Source organism: Rhizobacter sp. P5_A1 (assembly GCF_056400745.1).
Map to the genome: position 1 here is coordinate 1 of NZ_JBFUKR010000026.1, position 16,837 is coordinate 16,837.

General features: G+C 69.2%; 15 protein-coding genes. 1 reads left to right on the plus strand and 14 read right to left on the minus strand.

Annotated features, from left to right (window positions below; translation table 11 throughout):
• From AC1DTW_RS22370 to AC1DTW_RS22390, 5 genes are all read right to left on the minus strand, one after another.
• The coding region (locus AC1DTW_RS22370; RefSeq protein WP_477983599.1) for a BTAD domain-containing putative transcriptional regulator at positions 1–1,749 on the minus strand (1,749 nt) is incomplete at its 3' end.
• A gap of 61 nt (positions 1,750–1,810) precedes the next feature.
• Positions 1,811–2,818, minus strand: a complete 1,008-nt coding sequence (sppA, locus tag AC1DTW_RS22375; protein WP_477983600.1) for a signal peptide peptidase SppA — start codon at positions 2,816–2,818, stop codon at positions 1,811–1,813.
• A gap of 25 nt (positions 2,819–2,843) precedes the next feature.
• Entirely contained in the window at positions 2,844–3,257 is a 414-nt protein-coding gene (locus tag AC1DTW_RS22380; RefSeq protein WP_477983601.1) for a Rieske (2Fe-2S) protein, read from the minus strand.
• Complete coding sequence (locus tag AC1DTW_RS22385; RefSeq protein ID WP_477983602.1) at positions 3,250–3,912, minus strand: HAD family hydrolase; 663 nt, start codon at positions 3,910–3,912, stop codon at positions 3,250–3,252. Before AC1DTW_RS22385 ends, AC1DTW_RS22380 begins: the two co-directional genes overlap by 8 nt.
• Positions 3,909–4,919, minus strand: coding sequence for an RluA family pseudouridine synthase (locus AC1DTW_RS22390; protein ID WP_477983603.1), 1,011 nt, complete (start codon positions 4,917–4,919; stop codon positions 3,909–3,911). The genes AC1DTW_RS22385 and AC1DTW_RS22390 overlap by 4 nt, the downstream gene beginning before the upstream one ends.
• Positions 4,920–5,578: 659 nt before the next feature.
• On the opposite strand from AC1DTW_RS22390, the gene AC1DTW_RS22395 reads away from it, so the two are divergent.
• A complete protein-coding gene (locus AC1DTW_RS22395) occupies positions 5,579–8,626 on the plus strand; it encodes an Rne/Rng family ribonuclease (protein ID WP_477983604.1) in 3,048 nt (1,015 codons plus the stop codon).
• Positions 8,627–8,700: 74 nt separating this feature from the next.
• Here AC1DTW_RS22395 and nagZ read toward each other — a convergent pair whose 3' ends face one another.
• The 9 genes from nagZ to lepA form a co-directional block, all read right to left on the minus strand.
• Complete coding sequence (nagZ, locus tag AC1DTW_RS22400) at positions 8,701–9,792, minus strand: beta-N-acetylhexosaminidase (RefSeq protein ID WP_477983605.1); 1,092 nt, start codon at positions 9,790–9,792, stop codon at positions 8,701–8,703.
• Positions 9,789–10,199, minus strand: a complete 411-nt coding sequence (gene acpS, locus AC1DTW_RS22405; RefSeq protein ID WP_477983606.1) for a holo-ACP synthase — start codon at positions 10,197–10,199, stop codon at positions 9,789–9,791. Before acpS ends, nagZ begins: the two co-directional genes overlap by 4 nt.
• Positions 10,196–10,999 carry a pyridoxine 5'-phosphate synthase gene (locus tag AC1DTW_RS22410; protein ID WP_477983607.1) on the minus strand — a complete coding sequence of 268 codons (804 nt, stop codon included), beginning with the start codon at positions 10,997–10,999 and terminating at the stop codon, positions 10,196–10,198. Before AC1DTW_RS22410 ends, acpS begins: the two co-directional genes overlap by 4 nt.
• A 10-nt stretch (positions 11,000–11,009) precedes the next feature.
• Positions 11,010–11,783, minus strand: coding sequence for a DNA repair protein RecO (gene recO, locus AC1DTW_RS22415; RefSeq protein WP_477983608.1), 774 nt, complete (start codon positions 11,781–11,783; stop codon positions 11,010–11,012).
• 88 nt (positions 11,784–11,871) lie between these two features.
• The gene (gene era, locus AC1DTW_RS22420) at positions 11,872–12,795 is read right to left on the minus strand and encodes a GTPase Era (RefSeq protein WP_477983609.1); all 924 of its coding nucleotides are present in this window, start codon (positions 12,793–12,795) and stop codon (positions 11,872–11,874) included.
• 7 nt (positions 12,796–12,802) lie between these two features.
• Positions 12,803–13,507: a ribonuclease III gene (gene rnc, locus AC1DTW_RS22425; protein WP_477983661.1), complete on the minus strand. Its 705-nt coding sequence runs from the start codon at positions 13,505–13,507 to the stop codon at positions 12,803–12,805.
• A 14-nt stretch (positions 13,508–13,521) separates the two neighbouring features.
• Positions 13,522–13,893 carry a DUF4845 domain-containing protein gene (locus tag AC1DTW_RS22430; protein WP_477983610.1) on the minus strand — a complete coding sequence of 124 codons (372 nt, stop codon included), beginning with the start codon at positions 13,891–13,893 and terminating at the stop codon, positions 13,522–13,524.
• A gap of 33 nt (positions 13,894–13,926) precedes the next feature.
• Positions 13,927–14,904 carry a signal peptidase I gene (gene lepB / locus AC1DTW_RS22435; RefSeq protein WP_477983611.1) on the minus strand — a complete coding sequence of 326 codons (978 nt, stop codon included), beginning with the start codon at positions 14,902–14,904 and terminating at the stop codon, positions 13,927–13,929.
• Complete coding sequence (gene lepA / locus AC1DTW_RS22440) at positions 14,904–16,712, minus strand: translation elongation factor 4 (protein ID WP_477983612.1); 1,809 nt, start codon at positions 16,710–16,712, stop codon at positions 14,904–14,906. Before lepA ends, lepB begins: the two co-directional genes overlap by 1 nt.
• Positions 16,713–16,837 lie beyond the last annotated feature (125 nt).

Sequence of the window (16,837 nt, forward strand, 5' to 3'; positions counted from 1 at the left end):
CTGCAGTTCGCCGGCCGCGCGCGCATGCGGCGCGATCCGCCCCGGCGCCGCGTGCTGCGCCTCGAGCGCCGCGCCGATGCGGCCGTGCAGCCACGCGCGCAGGGCCTCGGGCACGGCGGCGCGGCACGCCTGCCGGATCAGGTCGTGGGCGAACCCCTGGCCACGCACCACGTCGGCGGCCTCGAGCTCGCGCCAGGCATCGAGCAGATCGAGCGGATGCTGGTCGAGCACCGCCGCGGCCACGTCGACGCTGAAGTCGGCCGCTGCGAGGGCCGCGACGCGTGCCAGCTTCAGCGCCGCCGGCGAGAGCTTGGCGAGACGGGCCGCGATCAGCCGCTGCAGGCTGCCGGGCGCCGGCAGCTCGGTGTCGGCCCACGCGCCGGTGCCGGGTTCGAGCAGCGCGCGCACGGTTTCGAGCACGAAGAACGGGTTGCCCCCGCTGTGGCGGAAGACGCGGTCGGACCACGCCCGCGCATCGATGCCCGGCAGTGCGAGCGACCCCAGCAGCTCATGCACTGCGTCGGCCGCGAGCGGCGCGAGCTCGATCTGCACCGGCAGCTCGGCGAGCCAGTCGGCGCCGGCCACCCGTTCGTGCGCGCGCGCCGCCAGCAGCCACGGCCGTGGCGGCGTGGCGAGCAGCGCCGGCAGCAGTTCGAGCGAGGCCTCGTCGGCGAAATGCAGGTCGTCGAGCACGATGCCGGCGGCGTGCCGGTGCGCCAGCGCCCGGGTCAGCCGCGGCGCGTCCCAGGGCACGCTGCTCGACGCACCGAGCTCGGCGGCGAGGCGCGCGAGCAGCGCGAAGGGCACATGGGCGTCGCCGGGTCGCGCGGCGACGCGCACGGCGCCGTGCGCGCGCGCGAAGTCGTCGATCAGGCGCGACTTGCCGATCCCGGCCTCGCCGAGCACGAGCGCCGGCGCGCCGTCGCGCCAGCTCGATTCGAGCGTGTGCCAGGCGGCATCGCGCCCGATCAGGCGCGGCGGGCGCAGCGTCGCCACCGGCGCCACGTGCGCCGCGGCCGGCTCGGGCAGCGCGGCGCTGGTTTCGATCAGCGCGGCCAATGCCTCGGTCTCGGCGCCGGGCGCCACGCCCAGGTCGCGCGCCAGCGCRGCGCGCAGCCGCGCGAGCGCGCAGCGCGCGGCGTTGCGGTCGCCGCACAGGTAGTGCAGCCGGATCAGCGCCCGGTGGGCCGGCTCGTGCAGCGGCTCGTCGCGTATCAGGCGTTCGGCCAGCGCGACCGCCCGTGTCGGCTGGCCTTGCCGCTCGAAGCGCTGCACCAGTGCGCGCAGCGCCTCGCGCCGGCACGCGCGCCAGCGCTCGCGAGCGCCATCGAGCCAGTCGCGAAACTCGCTCAGCTCGTCGTACGCGAAGTCGCCCAGCAGCTCGCCGGCGGCGGCCTCGGGATCGTCCAGCAGCACCGCGCTCGGATCGCGCAGGTCATGCGCCATGCCCTCGGGCAGCGCGAGCCGCGTGGTGGACGCGCCGACGAGTTCGCAGCCCGCCGCGCGGCGCAGCCGGAACAGGCGCTGGCGCAACAGGTTGCGCGCGGCCGCCTCGTCGGTGCCGGGCCACAGCAGCGCGAGCGCGCGAGCGCGCGAGGTCGGGCCGTCGTGTGCGAGCAGCGCGAGCAGCGCGGCGTCGAGCCGGTTCAGCGCGACTGCGCGGCCGCCGCACCAGAGCTGCGGCGTGCGCAGCAGCTGCAGGCGCAGTTCGGCGTTCGTGGCGACGGCGACCGGCGATGCGGTGTCCATCGCGGGATCGTAGCGGCAGCACGGCCGCAGCGGTACCCGCTGCGGCAGCCCGCCGCGCCCATCAGCGGATCGTGAACGCGCCCGGCATCGCCTTCACCGCGCCGGCGCCGATCGCCGCGCCGAACTTCTTCGCGAGCCGCTCGGCGACGTTCTCCTTCGGCGTGTAGTCGATCACCTCTTCGGCCTTCACGACGTCGCGCGCCACCTGGTCGAGGTTGCCGAGGTGGTCGATCAGACCCATCTCGAGCGCCTGCTGGCCGTTCCAGAACAGGCCGCTGAACAGCTCCGGCGATTGCTTCAGGCGCGCACCGCGACCGGACTTCACGACCGAAATGAACTGCTGGTGAATCTGGTCGAGCATCACCTGGATGAACTCGCGCTGCTTCGGCGGCAGCGGCGAGAACGGGTCGCCGATGCCCTTGTTCTCGCCGGCCGTCAACAGACGGCGCGAGACACCGACCTTCTCCATCAGACCGGTCGCGTCGAAACTGTCCATCAGCACGCCGATCGAGCCGACGACCGAGGCCTTGTCGGCGTAGATTTCGTCGGCCGCCACCGCGATGTAGTAGGCGCCCGACGCGCACGTCTCTTCGACGACCGCGTAGACCTTCTTGTTCCGGTGCAGCTTCTTCAGCCGGCGGATCTCGTCGTTGATGATGCCGGCCTGCACCGGGCTGCCGCCGGGCGAGTTGATGCGCAGCACGACCGCCTTGGCGTCGTCGTCCTCGAATGCACTCTTGATGCCGGGCAGCAGGTTCTCGGCACTCGCCTCGGCACCGGCGGCGATCTCGCCGCGGATCTCGATCAGCGCGGTGTGCGGGCCGGTCTGCGCCGCCGCGTGGTTGCGCGCTGCGAAGACGGCGTAGGCGACCGCCATCACCAGCAGCAACCACGAGAGGCGGAAGAAGTTGCGCCAGCGGCGCTCGCTGCGGCGCTCGCGCAGCATGCCGCGCGCGAACTGCTCGGCGGCGCTGTCCCAGGAGGCCTGGCGGGCGGCGGCGATCGTGCTGGCAGGGACAGTGGCGGCCGCGGGTTCGACCGGCGGCAGTTGGTCTTCAGGGGTGCTCATGGGGGCCTCGTGGCCTCGCGCCGGATCAGGCGGCGAAGGCGGGTTGGGTGTCGCGGGAAGGATACCAATAGACCTGGCCGTCGCGTTCGAACGCATCGATCACCGTGAGCCGGCCGCGCCCGCACGGGCCGCCGGCGCAGCGGCCGGTCAGCGGCTCGTACACGGCGCCGTGGATCGAGCACATGATGAATTCCTTGCCGCTGTCGAGAAACTCGCCGTACTGCCAATCCATCTCGGTCGGCACGTGCAGGCAGCGATTCAGGTAGGCGACGACACGGCCGTCGAAGCGCAGCGCGAAGGCACGTGCGGGCTCCCGAAAGTGCAGCACGTCGAAGACGAAGGCGTTGCCCTTCTCGACCAGTTCGACCGACGCGCACAGCGGCAGCGGCTCGGGCTTCACCGGTTCGCGCGGCAGCAGGATGATCGGCCGCTCAACCATGCCGGACCAGCCAGTCGTGCAGCTCGACCACCGAATGCGCGACATGCCGCGCACCGAAGCCGGCGAACGACGCGTGGTCGTGCGCGCCGTAGCTGACGCCGACGCTCGCGGTGCCGGCATTCAGCGCGAGCTGCAGGTCGTGCGTGGTGTCGCCGATCATCAGCGTGCGCTCGGGTGCGACCTGGAACTCGTCCATCAACTCGACCAGCATGCGCGGGTCGGGCTTCGACGCGGTCTCGTCGGCGGTGCGGGTCGCGTCGAACAGGCCGCGCAGCGCCGATGTGTCCAGCGCCGCATCGAGCCCGCGGCGCGACTTGCCGGTCGCCACGCTCAGCCGATGGCCGCGCGCCTTCAGCGCCTGCAGCATCGCCAGCGTGCCCTCGAAGAACACGATCTCGTGCTGGCGCGCGAAGTAGTGTTCGCGGTAGCGCGCGCCGAGCTCGCGGTAGCGTTCGGGCGGCAGCTCCGGCGCCGCATGCTGCAAGGCGTCGACCAGGCCCATGCCGATCACGTAGCTGGCCTGTTCGTCGGTCGGCACCGCGACGCCGACATCGGCACAGGCGGCCTGGATGCAGCGCGCGATCAGCGCGGTGGAATCGAACAATGTGCCATCCCAATCGAACGCGATCAGGTCGAAGTTGCGAAGCGGAGTCATCGGTGGGCGGGACGCGCAAGCGCGTGGAGGAAGGCTTCACATTCTGCCGGCAACGGCGCTTCGAGCTCGATCGCCGCGCCGGTTCCTGGGTGCGTGAAGCGGAGATTGCGGGCATGCAGGAACATGCGGTCGAAGCGCACGCCGGGCACCGCCTCGCCACGCGCGACGGCCTTGTTCAGCGCGAAGTCGCCGTACTTCTCGTCGCCGACGATCGGGTGCCCTTCGTGCGTCAGGTGCACCCGGATCTGGTGCGTGCGGCCGGTCTTGATGGTCACGTCGAGCAGAGCGAAGGCGTCGAACTGGCGCGCGACCCGCACCAGCGTGATCGAGCGCCGGCCCGCGTCGTGGTCCTCGGCCACGGCCTGCACGCGGCGCTCGCCGCCGGTCGTCAGGAACTTGTGCAGCGCCACGTCGATGACCTTGCGGTTCGCCGGCCACGTGCCGACCACCAGCGCCGCATAGGTCTTGCCGATGGCCTTGTCGCCGCCGCGCTGGCGCAGCTGGTCCTGCAGCGCGACCAGCGCCGAGCGCTTCTTCGCGATCAGCAGCAGGCCCGAGGTCTCCTTGTCGAGCCGGTGCACGAGTTCGAGAAACTTCGCACCCGGGCGCGCCTGGCGCAGCTGCTCGATCACGCCCGAGCTGACGCCGCTGCCGCCGTGCACCGCGACGCCGGCCGGCTTGTCGATCGCGATCAGGAACTCGTCTTCATGGACGATCGGGAACTCGCGCGCCGGCGCTGCCGGGGCCGCGCTGCGATCGGCCACCCGGACCGGCGGCACCCGGACCTCGTCGCCGAGCGCCAGGCGCGTGTCGGCACCGGCGCGGCCCTTGTTGACGCGCACCTCGCCGGAGCGGATCACGCGGTAGACGTGCGTCTTCGGCACGCCCTTCAGCAACTTGACGAGAAAGTTGTCGAGGCGCTGCCCTTCCGAGGCCTCGTCGACGACGACACGCTGGACAGCCGGCGCGCTCGCGGCCGCCGGCGGCTGGGCGCCCGGTGCGGCCATCCGATTGGCCCCTATAATGCGTCGCACCACGTTGCTGCTGTAAGTGTTTGATTTTTCAGAGTTTAAGGCCGGTGTCAGAGCCGGCCGCCATCAGCACACCGCAACACGCGGCGGTCGGACCCGAAGGGTCTGACGACAAAGGTGATGCAACGCCTCGATGCCCGAAGCGGGCGCCGGCCCCAAGTGACGGCGCGGCCCACGGCTCGAAGCGGAAGAGCTAACAAAGAACGAGCCCTATCAAAGGTTTTCCCGGGCAGGAGACCCGAATCGCGCCGAACCTTCGTCATCGACGAACGGCGTCGAATCCGAAGCTCCTGCTTGCACCCAGCGGACCCCGGCTGATGTCGATCCCCATCTGCGAACCACGGCGCCACGCGCGCTTGCTGCCCAGGCCAACAGCCTGCGCTGCGGCAAGCTCGTCCGGCGTGGCTCGGCGGTGGCCGACATGCGCCCCGGTCGCTGTCGCGCACGCGCCAACGCTGCCCGTTCGGCCGGTCTGCTGACCACCGCCGAACACTGCAGTCCAGGGCGACACCCTTCGCTTCGTTTCCGTTTCTCGTGCATCGAATCGTCGCCCACCGGCATCCGCCGGGAAGCGACTGCAGGTAGTGGCGCGGCCCGACCCCGAAAGCGGCGGCCGTGCGAAGGAGTGCACAAGAATGAAACGCATGCTGATCAACGCGACGCAGCCCGAAGAGCGTCGCCTGGCCATCGTCGATGGCCAGAAGCTGATGGACTTCGAGACCGAGATCGAAGGCCGTGAACAACGCAAGGGCAACATCTACAAGGCCGTCGTGACGCGCGTCGAGCCGTCGCTCGAGGCCTGCTTCGTCGACTACGGCGAAGACCGCCACGGCTTCCTGCCGTTCAAGGAAATCTCGAAGAACTACTTCCGCGAAGGCGCCAGCGTTCGCGATGCGCGCATCCAGGATTGCATCTCGAACGGCCAGGAACTGCTGGTCCAGGTCGAGAAGGAAGAACGCGGCAACAAGGGCGCGGCGCTGACGACCTTCGTCTCGCTGGCCGGCCGCTACCTCGTGCTGATGCCGAACAACCCGCGCGGCGGCGGCGTCTCGCGCCGCATCGAAGGCGAGGACCGCGAGGAGCTGAAGGAGAACCTCGACCAGCTCGAGTACCCGAAGGGCATGAGCCTGATCGCGCGCACCGCCGGCATCGGCCGCAGCGCGCCCGAGCTGCAGTGGGACCTGAACTACATGCTCAAGCTCTGGAGCGCGATCGACGGCGCGTCCAAGGCCGGCAAGGGCGCGTTCCTGATCTACCAGGAAAGCTCGCTGGTGATCCGCGCGATCCGCGACTACTTCACCGCCGATGTCGGCGAGATCCTGATCGACACCGACGACATCTACGACCAGGCCCAGCAGTTCATGGCCCATGTGATGCCGGAGACGGCCCACAAGGTCAAGCGCTACCGCGACGACGCGCCGCTGTTCAGCCGGTTTCAGATCGAGCACCAGATCGAGACCGCGTTCTCGCGCACCGTGAACCTGCCGTCGGGCGGCGCGATCGTGATCGACCACACCGAGGCGCTGGTCTCGGTCGACGTCAATTCGGCGCGCTCGACGCGCGGCTCCGACATCGAGGAAACCGCCACCCGCACCAACCTCGAAGCCGCCGACGAGATCGCGCGCCAGATGCGGCTGCGCGACCTGGGCGGGCTGATCGTCGTCGACTTCATCGACATGGAGGAGTCGAAGAACCGCCGCGAGGTCGAGACCCGGCTGCGCGACGCGCTGCGCCAGGACCGCGCCCGCGTTCAGTTCAGCTCGATCAGCAAGTTCGGCCTGCTCGAACTGAGCCGCCAGCGGCTGCGCCCGGCCCTCAGCGAGGGCTCGCACATCACCTGCCCGCGCTGCAACGGCACCGGCCACATCCGCGACACCGAATCGTCGGCGCTGCAGATCCTGCGCATGGTGCAAGAAGAGTCGATGAAGGACAACACCGCGGCGGTGCACGTGCAGGTGCCGGTCGAGGTGACCTCGTTCCTGCTCAACGAGAAGCGCACCGAGATCACGAAGATCGAGCTGAAGCAGCGCGTCACCGTGCTGCTGGTGCCGAACAAGGCGCTCGAGACACCGAACTATCGCCTGGAGCGCTTGCGCCACGACGACCCGCGCCTCGAGAACCTGCAGGCCAGCTACACGATGATCGACGAGCCCGAAGAGGAAGTCGGCATCACGCGGCGCGAGAAGACCAAGGCCAAGCAGGAGCCGGTCATCAAGGGCATCCTGCCCGAGACGCCGGCACCGATCGCCACACCGAAGGCGGCCCCGATCGTCGTGCCGGCTCCCGCCCCGGCGGCCGCTGCGCCCGCTCCGGCGCCGGCCGCCGGCGGCGGCTTCTTCGGCTGGGTCAAGAAGATGTTCGGCGCCGAGCCGTCGGCCGTACCCGCCCCCGCACCGGCCCCGGTGGCCGCGAAGCCGGCCGAGGCACGTGGCGAGGGCCGCGGCGAGCGCGGCGGCCGCGGTGGCCGTGGCGGACGCGATGGCGGCCGTGACGGCAAGCGTGGCGAAGGCCGTGGTGAGCGTGGTGCCGAAGGCCGTGGCGAGCGCGGTGGCGAGGCTCGCGGCGAGGGCCGTGGCCGTCGCCCCGATCGCAGCGCCGACCGCCCCGCCGGTGAAGAAGGCGCACGCGGTGAAGCGCTCGACGCGACTCGCGAAGAGCGCGGCCCGCGCGGCGGCGCACGCGACGAGAACCGCGGCGAAGGGCGCGGCGAGCCGCGTGGCGAGCGCGGTGGCGAAGGCCGTCGCGGCCCGCGCCCCGAGCGTGGCGAAGCACGGCGCCCGGGTCCGGCCGCCGAAGGTGCCGCCGCGGCCGACGCGGTGTCACCGGAAGCCTTCGTCGACACCTTGCCCGGCGCCGAAGCGCCCGAGGGCGGCGAAACCCAGGGCGAGCGCCAGGGTGGCCGCCGTCGCAACCGGCGCGGTGGCCGTGGTGGTCGTGACCGCGACGCGACCGTGGCTGGTGCGGAAGCGGGCCAGCCCGGCATGCCGGCCGCTGCCGAGCACACAGAGGCGGGCGGCGAGCTTGCCGAAGGGGCAAGCGCCGGCGACGATCGCGAGGCGCCGATCGACGCGCCGCGTGCCGAAGGTGGCGAACCCGGCGAAGGCCGCCGCCGCGGCCGCGGCCGCGATCGGAATCGTCGCGAGCGCAGCCCGGAGGCCGGCGCCGAGCAGGTCGCCGGCGGCGCCGACGAGGGCCTGATCCAGCGCGGCGCGCTGGCTGCACAGGCCTTCCACGAGGCGGAGGTCACCGAAGCACCGCAGCCCCTGCATGACGACGAGTCGCGCGGGTTGACGCCGACCGCGGTCAGCCCGGTGCAGCCGGAGCCCGTCGTCGCGATGGCCGCTCCGGTGGCAGCGCCGGCACCGGTGGCCGCTCCGGTCGCGGCGCCGGTGATTGCACCGGTCCCGGCACCGGCGCCTGTGGCCGCGTTCGAGCTGCCGCTGGACTCGCTGCAGGCCGTGGCCGAATCGGCCGGCCTGCAATGGGTCAACTCCGACGCCGAGAAGATCCGCGCGGTGCAGGCCGCGATGGCCGCCGAGCCGGCGCCAACGCATGTGCCGCGCGAGCGCAAGCCGGCGCCGGTGATCGACGAGGGCCCGCTCGTGCTGGTCGAGACGCGCAAGGACCTGTCGCAGATCAAGCTGCCGTTCGAGAACGCACCGGGCTCGCAGCCGCAGCCCTGACGCCCTCGGGCCCCTGAACGCAAACGCCGCCGCGGCTCACGCCCGGCGGCGTTTTTTCGTTCAGCACATCGCGATCACGGCAGCCGTTCGAGTGCGTGCTGGTAGGCCGGCAAGTGCATCAGCTCGTCCCAGGTGAACGGCGCGGTCTGCGGCAGCAGGTCGAGGCGGCGCGCCTCGCTGTCGGGATCGGGTTGCCAGTGGTCCTGGGCCTGCGCGTCGGCCAGGCCATCGAGCAGCTCGTCGACCTTGCGGCCGCCGTCCTTCGATTGATTGCACAGCAGCACCAGGTCGCAACCGGCGTTCAGCGCGACCGCGGCCGCTTCGGCGAAGCTCACGTCGGCGCCGTTGATGCGGCGCGCGCCGACCATGCTGAGATCGTCGCTGAAGATCGCGCCGTTGAAGCCGAGTTGCTGGCGCAGGATGTCTTTGAGCCAGCGCGCCGAGAAGCCGGCCGGCAGGTTGTCGACCTTCGGGTAGATGATGTGCGCCGGCATCACGCTCGACAGGCTGGTGCTCAGCCACTCGTAGGGCCGCGCGTCATCGGCGAGGATCGCCTTCAGGCTGCGCGGGTCGACCGGCAGCGCGAGGTGGCTGTCGGCCGCGACGAAACCGTGACCGGGGAAGTGCTTGCCGCAGTTGTGCATGCCGGCGAGCAGGAGGCCGTGCATCAGGCTCTTCGCGAGCAGGCATGCGACACGCGGATCGCGATGGAACGCGCGGTCGCCGATCACCGCGCTGCGCCCGTGGTCGAGGTCGAGCACCGGCGTGAAGCTGAAGTCGACGCCGCAGGCGCGCAGCTCGGCGCCGAGCACCTGGCCGGCCGCGGTGGCGGCGTCGGTCGCGTCCAGTGCGCCGCTGCCCGGGCCGCGCCGGCCATCGTTCATCCACATCTCGCCGAGCACGCGCATCGGCGGCAGGTGCGTGAAGCCGTCGGTGCGAAAGCGCTGCACGCGACCGCCTTCGTGGTCGACGCAGATCAGCACATCGGGGCGGATCGACTTGATCTCGCTCGTCAGCTCGGTCAGCTGCGCGCGGTCCTGCCAGTTGCGCGCGAACAGAATCAGGCCGCCGCTCAGCGGATGCGCGAGGCGGCGACGGTCGTCGGCGTTCAGCGTGGTGCCGGCGATGTCGAGCACGACGGGCGCGTGTTGGATCGGCATGGTCATCCCTTGGGTTCTTCTTCTCTGGATTCGACGACGACGAAGCTCGCCGCGTAATCGGTCTCGTCGGTCACGCTGACGTGCGCCCGCAGTCGGCGCGTCTCGAACCACTCGGCGAGCGCGCCGTGCAGCCGGATCTGCGGCTTGCCGCTCGGTGCCTTGACGATCTCGCAATCACGCCAGGTCATCGGCATGCGCATGCCCAGGCCGATGGCCTTCGAGAACGCCTCTTTCGCCGAGAAGCGGGTCGCGAGGTAGCTGACGCCGCGCGCCTCGACCTTCGCGCGGCGCATCCGGAAGACCTCGATTTCATGCGGGCCGAGGACCTTTTCGGCGAAGCGCTCGCCGCGGCGCGCGAGCGTCGTCGCGATCCGGCGCACGTCACAGATGTCCGTGCCGACGCCGTAAATCATGTGGGCTCGGCCACCCGGTGAATGCAGCGCAGGTAGTCGCGCACGGTCTCGGTGTAGCCGAGCTCGAGCGCATCGGCGATCAGCGCGTGGCCGATCGAGACCTCCTGGACGCCGGGCACCGCGCGCAGGAAGTCGGTCAGGTTGTCGCGGTTCAGGTCGTGGCCGGCGTTGATGCCGAGCCCTTCGTTCAGCGCTGCGCGGGCGGTCGCGGCGAACGCCGGCAGCACCGTGTCGCCCTCGCCCGCCAAATGCGCGCGCGCGAAGGTCTCGGTGTAGAGCTCGACGCGGTCGGCACGCAGTTCGCGCACCGCGGCCATCGCCTGCGGCAGCGGATCCATGAACAGGCTGACGCGCACGCCCAGCGCGCGCGCGTCGGCGATCAGCGGGGCCAGGCGCTGCGCGTCCTGCGGGAGCTGCCAGCCGTGGTCGGAGGTGGATTGCTCGACGCTGTCGGGCACGAAGGTGACCTGGTGAACCGGCAACCCCTTCGCGACCAGGTCGCGCACGAGCTCCATCAGGTTGTGGAACGGGTTGCCCTCGATGTTGTATTCGGCCTGCGGCCATTGCTGCATCAGCCCGGCGAGCTCGTAGACATCATGGCGGCGGATGTGGCGCTCATCGGGCCGCGGGTGCACCGTGATGCCGTGTGCGCCGGCTTCGAGCGCAAAGCTCGCGGCGCGCAGCACGCTCGGGATGCTCAAGCTCCGCGTGTTGCGCAGCAACGCGACCTTGTTGACGTTGACCGACAGCGCGGCCGCGCCGCGCCGCGCATCGAGGCCGGTGGTAAGGAGTGGGTTCATGGTCGCGAATCTACAGGCTTTGCAGGCCCGTCATGACCTGGCGCGTGCGCAGCACGGTCGAGCCGAGGTGATGCTGGATCATCGCCCGCAGCGGCAGCTTCAGCGCGGCAAGGCATTGCCGGCAGGCGTGCTGCAGCGCAGGCAGGCTGCCATGTTCGAGCGCTGCCTGCAGGCCGATCAGCGCGTCGCCGCTCAGCTCGCCTTCGCCGCCGCGCGCCGCGGCAACGCCGGCATCCGGCAGCAAGGCATAGCGGGCGTCCGGCCGCACCGGCTGCTGCGTCAGGGTCAGCAGGCTCAGGTCGGGCAACAGGCCGATCTGCTGCAGCAGGCTCAGCTCGAAGGCGCGCAGCGCAGCCTGCGCCTGCGCTTCGTCAGCGACGGCCAGCTCGGGCAGGGTCGCCGCGTAGACATCGAACAGCGCCGGGTGCGGGTCGTGCCGCGCGAGCAGCTTCATCAGCAGCTCGTTCAGGTAAAAACCGCTGAACAGCGCGGCACCGGTCAGCATCGCGGCGCCGCCCGCCCATTCGGCGCCGCGCAGGGTCTGGACCTCGCTGCCGCCCGCATCGGCGACCGCCGCCTTGCCGAGCGAGACGTTGATGCGCTGGAACGGCAGCAGCACGCTGCGCAGCTGCGAATACGGCCGCTTCGCGCCCTTCGCGGCCACCGCGAGCCGACCCTGTTCGCGCGTGAACAGGTCGAGGATCAGGCTCGATTCGCTCCAGTCGTAGCGGTGCAGCACATAGGCCGCGAGCGTCGCGGCGTAACGCGGCGCGCGGGTCGCCATCGGCGGCCTCAGGCCAGCGCCGGGCCGCCCCAAGCGGCCTGAGCGCCCCTCGGGGGCCGGTGCCGAAGGCGCCTTGGGGTCGTCATTCCTACTCGTAGCCGTAGGAACGCAGGTGTGCTTCGTCGTCGGCCCAACCGGAGCGCACCTTGACCCACAGCTCGATGAAGACCTTCGCGTCCATCAGTGTCTCGAGTTCCTGGCGCGCCTCGGAGCCGATGCGCTTCAGGCGCTCGCCACCGTTGCCGATCACCATGCCCTTGTGAGCATCGCGTTCGACGACGATGCTGGCCGAGATGCGCCGCAGGTTGCCTTCTTCCTCGAACTTGTCGATCACGACGGTCGAGGTGTAGGGCAGCTCGTCGCCGGTCAGGCGGAAGAGCTTCTCCCGGATGATCTCGCTGGCGAGGAACTTCTCGCTCCGGTCGGTCAGCGCGTCTTCGTCGTGGAACCAGGGTTGCTCGGGCAGGTAGGGTTTGACGATGCCGAGCAGGCGCTGCACATCGGCATCCTTCTTCGCCGAGAGCGGCACGAACTCGGCGAACGCGTGGCGCTCCTGCATGCCCTTCAGCCAGGGCGCGAGATCGGCCCGGCGCACCACCGCGTCGAGCTTGTTGGCGATCAGGAAGACCGGTTTGCCGGGGGGCATCAGCGCCAGCACCTTCGCGTCGTCCAGCCCGAAACGGCCGGCCTCGACGACGAACAGCACGACGTCGACATCGCCGAGCACGCCCTGCACGGTCCGGTTCAGCGTGCGGTTCAGCGCCGCGCTGTGCTTGGTCTGGAAGCCGGGCGTGTCGACGAACACGAACTGCGCCTCGTCGACGGTGCGGATGCCGGTGATGCGGTGCCGCGTGGTCTGCGCTTTCGCGGACGTGATACTGACCTTCTGGCCGACCAGCGCGTTCAGCAGCGTCGACTTGCCGACGTTCGGCCGGCCCACGATGGCGACCAGCCCGCAGCGCTGTGCGGCCGGCGCGTTCGCGTCGGAAGAAGTTTCGTTGTCGGTGGTCATCGGACCCTCAGGATTGCAATGGGCTGCCGGGCTGATCGCTCTTTTTCAGGGCGTCGAGCATGCGGCGTGCGGCCTCCTGCTCTGCCACCCGGCGCGAGCGGCCGACGCCCTCCTCGACCAGGTTCAGCGCCGGCACGACGCACTCGACCTCGAAGGTCTGCGCGTGCGCCTGGCCGCGCGTCGCGCTGATGCGGTAAGTCGGTACCGGCAGGCGGCGGGCCTGCAGCCATTCCTGCAGTTCGGTTTTCGCGTCTTTTGACCAGCTTGCGATGTCGGTCGTCGCGATGATCTCGCCGAACAAGCCCTTGACGACGGTGCGCGCGGCATCGAAGCCGCCGTCGAGAAAAGTGGCGCCGATCAAGGCCTCGAGCGCATCGGCCAGGATCGACGCGCGCTGCGCGCCGCCGCCGCGCGCCTCGCCTTCGCCGAGGTGCAGCACCTCGGGCAAGGCCAGTTGCAAGGCCACGCGATGCAAGCTCTCTTCACGCACGAGGTGCGCGCGCACGCGGGTCAGATCGCCTTCGTCGGAGCCGGCGAAGCGCTCGAACAGCAGGCCAGAGATCACCAGGCTGAGCACCGCATCACCGAGGAATTCGAGCCGCTCGTTGTGATCGGCGCCGTAGCTGCGGTGCGTCAGTGCGCGGCTCAGCAGCCGCGCATCCTCGAAGCGGTGGCCGATGCGCCGCTGCAGTGCGTCCAGGCGGGTGTCCATCATCGACCGACAGTCTACTTCGAGCGCCCCTCGTACTTGATCAGCAGGAAGACCGGGCTGATCAGCTCGATCTCCTTGTCGTAGGCGAAGCCGATCACGACCTTGTCGTTCTCTTTGGTGATGTTCAGGTCTTTCGCCGTGATCGACGTGATCGAGTATTCGATGTCCTTGGTGCGCTCGAACGCGGCGCGGATCTCGGGCACGGTGGTTCCGCCTTCGTTCGCGATCTTGTTCACGGCCTTCTGGATCGTGAAATACTCGTTCAGCGTGGGCAGGACCTTCATCACGATCAGCGCGACAAAGCCGACCACGATGGCCCACAGCATCAGCCCGAAGAGCGTGATGCCGCGCTGCCGGCCTGCCGATTGGTGATGCTCAACCCTCATGCTTGAAGCTCCTGTCGCGGGACCGATCGTTGTTCACTGGAAGCCGCCGAAACGTTTCGGACTGCTGAAGTTCATCCAGATCCAGAATGCCTTGCCGACGATGTTTTCGTCAGGGACAAAACCCCAGAAGCGTGAATCCTGCGAGTTGTCGCGGTTGTCGCCCATCATGAAATAGTGGCCGGGCGGCACCTTGCAGGTCACGCCCTCGGCACTGTAGCGACAGTTCTCGCGGAACGGGAACGTTATCTTGTCTTCGGCGCCGTAAAACGGCTGGCTGCGCACGTTCAGCAGGATGTTGTGCTCGGTCTCGCCGAGCTTCTCCTTGAATTCGGGAAAGTACTGGCGCAGGTCTTCGTCGTAGAAGCCGGGCGGCGGCAGCTGCTCCATCGGCACGGCCACGCCGTTCAGGTAGATGCGCTGGTCGCGGAACGAGACCTCGTCGCCCGGTACGCCGACGACGCGCTTGATGTAGTCGATGCTGGGGTCCTTCGGGAAGTGGAACACCATCACGTCGCCGCGCTGCGGGTCGTGATTCGCGACGATCTTCTTGTTGATCACCGGCAGCCGGATGCCGTAGTGGTACTTGTTGACGAGGATCAGGTCGCCGACCAGCAGCGTCGGGATCATCGAGCCGCTCGGAATCTTGAACGGCTCGAACAGGAACGAGCGCAGCAGGAACACCACCAGGATCACCGGGAACAGCCCGGCGGTCCAGTCGAGCCACCAGGGCTGCGCGAGCAGCGTCTCGCGCGCCTGCGCGACGTTGTCGTCGACCTTCGTGATGCCTTGCCCGGCGAGCTTGGCGCGACGCGCGGCGTCTTGTTGCTCGAGCGTGGCGGCGGCGGCGGCGCGGCGCGGCGCGAAGACGAAGCGTTCGGCGAGCCAGTAGCCGAAGGTGACGACGGTCAGGATCAGCAGCAGCAGCGAGAAGTTTCCGCTCCACTTGCCGAAGTACCAGCCACCGAGAAACACCACGAGAAAGCCATAGAGCAAACCGGTCAGTGCAGCCATCAATCTTCCACCTGGAGGATGGCCAGAAAGGCTTCTTGCGGCACTTCCACAGAGCCGATCTGCTTCATGCGCTTCTTGCCGGCCTTTTGCTTTTCGAGGAGCTTGCGTTTGCGCGAGATGTCACCGCCGTAGCACTTGGCGATGACGTTCTTGCGCAAGGCCTTGATTGTCTCACGCGCAATGATGTTGGCTCCGATCGCGGCCTGGATCGCGACGTCGTATTGCTGGCGCGAAATCAGCTCGCGCATCTTCGCGACGACCGCGCGGCTGCGGTACTGGCTCTGGCTGCGGTGCACGATGATCGAGAGCGCGTCGACGCGGTCGCCATTGAGCAGGATGTCGACCTTGACGACATCGGCGCCGCGGTATTCCTTGAACTCGTAGTCCATCGACGCGTAGCCGCGCGACACGCTCTTCAGCTTGTCGAAGAAGTCGAGCACGATCTCGGCCAGCGGCATCTCGTAGGTCAGCATCACTTGCCGGCCGTGGTAGGCCATGTTGATCTGGTTGCCGCGCTTCACGTTGGCCAGCGTCATCACCGGGCCGACGTAGTCCTGCGGCATGTACAGGTGCACCGTGACGATCGGCTCGCGGATCTCGGCGATGCGCCCGAGGTCGGGCATCTTCGACGGGTTGTCGACGCGGATCACGCTCTTGTCGCCGAGCTCGACCTCGTAGACGACCGACGGCGCGGTCGTGATCAGGTCCTGATCGAACTCGCGCTCGAGCCGCTCCTGCACGATCTCCATGTGCAGCAGGCCGAGAAAGCCACAGCGGAAACCGAAACCCAGCGCCTGGCTGACCTCGGGCTCGTAGCGCAGCGACGAGTCGTTGAGCTTCAGCTTCTCGAGCGCGTCGCGCAGCTGGTCGTACTCGCTTGCCTCGGTCGGGAACAGGCCGGCGAAGACCTGCGGCTGGATCTCCTTGAAGCCCGGCAGCGCCTCGAGCGCGACGCCCTTGTTGTTCGGCAGCTTCTTCTCGAGCGTGATCGTGTCGCCGACCTTCGCCGCCTGCAGTTCCTTGATGCCGGCGATGATGAACCCGACCTCGCCGGCGCTGAGCCGCTCGCGCGCGACCGACTTCGGCGTGAACACGCCCAGGTTGTCGGCGCCGTAGACCGCGTCGCTGGCCATCATGCGGATGCGCTCGCCCTTCGTCAGCGTGCCGTCGACGACGCGCACCAGCATCACGACGCCGACGTAGTTGTCGAACCATGAATCGATGATCATCGCGCGCAGCGGCGCGTCGACCACGCCGCGCGGCGCGGGCATGCGCGCGATCACGGCCTCGAGGATCTCGTCGATGCCCTCGCCGGTTTTCGCGCTGCACGGGATCGCGTGCTCGGCGTCGATGCCGATCACGTCCTCGATCTCGGCCTTCGCGTTCTCCGGGTCGGCGTTCGGCAGGTCCATCTTGTTCAGGACCGGGATCACCTCGACACCGAGGTCGAGCGCGGTGTAGCAGTTCGCGACCGTCTGGGCCTCGACGCCTTGGCTCGCATCGACCACCAGCAGCGCGCCCTCGCACGCCGACAGCGAGCGGCTCACCTCGTACGAGAAGTCGACATGGCCCGGCGTGTCGATCAGGTTCAGGTTGTAGACGCGGCCATCGCGCGCCTTGTATTCGAGCGCCGCGGTCTGCGCCTTGATCGTGATGCCGCGCTCGCGCTCGATGTCCATCGAGTCGAGCACCTGGGCTTCCATCTCGCGATCCGACAGGCCGCCGCAGCGTTGGATCAGGCGATCGGCAAGCGTGCTCTTGCCGTGGTCGATGTGGGCAATGATCGAAAAGTTTCTGATGTGATCCATGCTTGCTGCGATGTGTTTGACGAGAGCATCAACGCGAAATCACAACGGCGCAGCCGTTGCGTTGAAGGCTCATATCGCGAAGCGATGTGAAGGCCCGAAGGGCCGGGCTGGAAACAAAAAAAAGG